This is a genomic window from Castellaniella sp. GW247-6E4, assembly GCF_040276065.1.
Taxonomy (GTDB): domain Bacteria; phylum Pseudomonadota; class Gammaproteobacteria; order Burkholderiales; family Burkholderiaceae_B; genus Castellaniella.
On sequence record NZ_JBELOI010000049.1, the window covers coordinates 1 to 892 of the forward strand.

The 892-nt window shown below is 57.1% G+C and carries 1 protein-coding gene; it reads left to right on the top strand.

Features of this window, described 5'->3' with window-relative positions:
• Positions 1-246 precede the first annotated feature (246 nt).
• Complete coding sequence (locus tag ABS761_RS16875; protein ID WP_350409553.1) at positions 247-852, top strand: glycosyltransferase family 32 protein; 606 nt, start codon at positions 247-249, stop codon at positions 850-852.
• Positions 853-892: the final 40 nt, after the last annotated feature.

Consider the following 892-nt stretch of genomic DNA (forward strand, 5'->3'; position numbering starts at 1 on the left):
TGGCGGGGCCCTCCTGAGGGCTTAGTATCGCCGGATTTCTCTACTTCTGAGCTGTCCACTTTTACGGGAGGACGTCACCGGGGGGCATACAAACGCGCGCGCGGCATGCACCGTGACAGCAACAGGCGATAGCGCGCGCATGTCTCAACGACACCACATCGTTTGATCGCGCAGGAATTTTTTCGCCCGAGCGGCTCTCACTTTCTGTTACAACTCTTATACGACGAACAACGGACCCGAGAACCCATGCACCTCGAAGACGACAGCCCCGGTCATCACCTGCAACGATCAGACTTCATTCGACGGCTTGTTCAAGCACCACCACCATCAACGGCCCCGGACAATCAGGGACCATCAGTTCCCAGGCGAATCGTGCAGTACTGGCATGACTTGCAGGCGCTGCCTGCTGACGTGCTGGAGTGCATGGATTCTTGGTCGAGGTGGGGATCAAGCGGATTCGAATACCGTGTCTTCGATGCGCGCAGCGCGGCTCGCTTCATTGAACAATCGCTGGGAAGGGAGCATCTGCGGGCGTTCATGCGCTGCTACCACCCCGCGATGCAGGCAGACTACTTCCGATTGTGCTATCTCGTCATCAATGGAGGAATGTACGTCGATGCCGATGACGTGTGCATCGCCAAGGACATCTCGGAGCTGTTCGTCGGGAACGGCGTTAAGGTTCAGCCACTTTGCTACGACATCGCTGCGGACTCGATGGTTCAGTGCGAGGTCTTCCTGCAAGCGGGAACCAACCGGGACGGGTTGATTTTCTACGTCAATAACAACCCGTTGATCGCTTGCGAGGGAGACCCCATTGCGTATTCCGATGATCGTGACCACCGATTCCGGTGATCGTGACCACCCAGTGCCGGACAGGCGATTTTCTCTGATT

Excerpts from the sequence above, each read along its gene's own strand:
- ABS761_RS16875 (WP_350409553.1), top strand. The coding sequence starts at position 247 with ATGCACCTCGAAGACGACAGCCCCGGTCATCACCTGCAACGATCAGAC.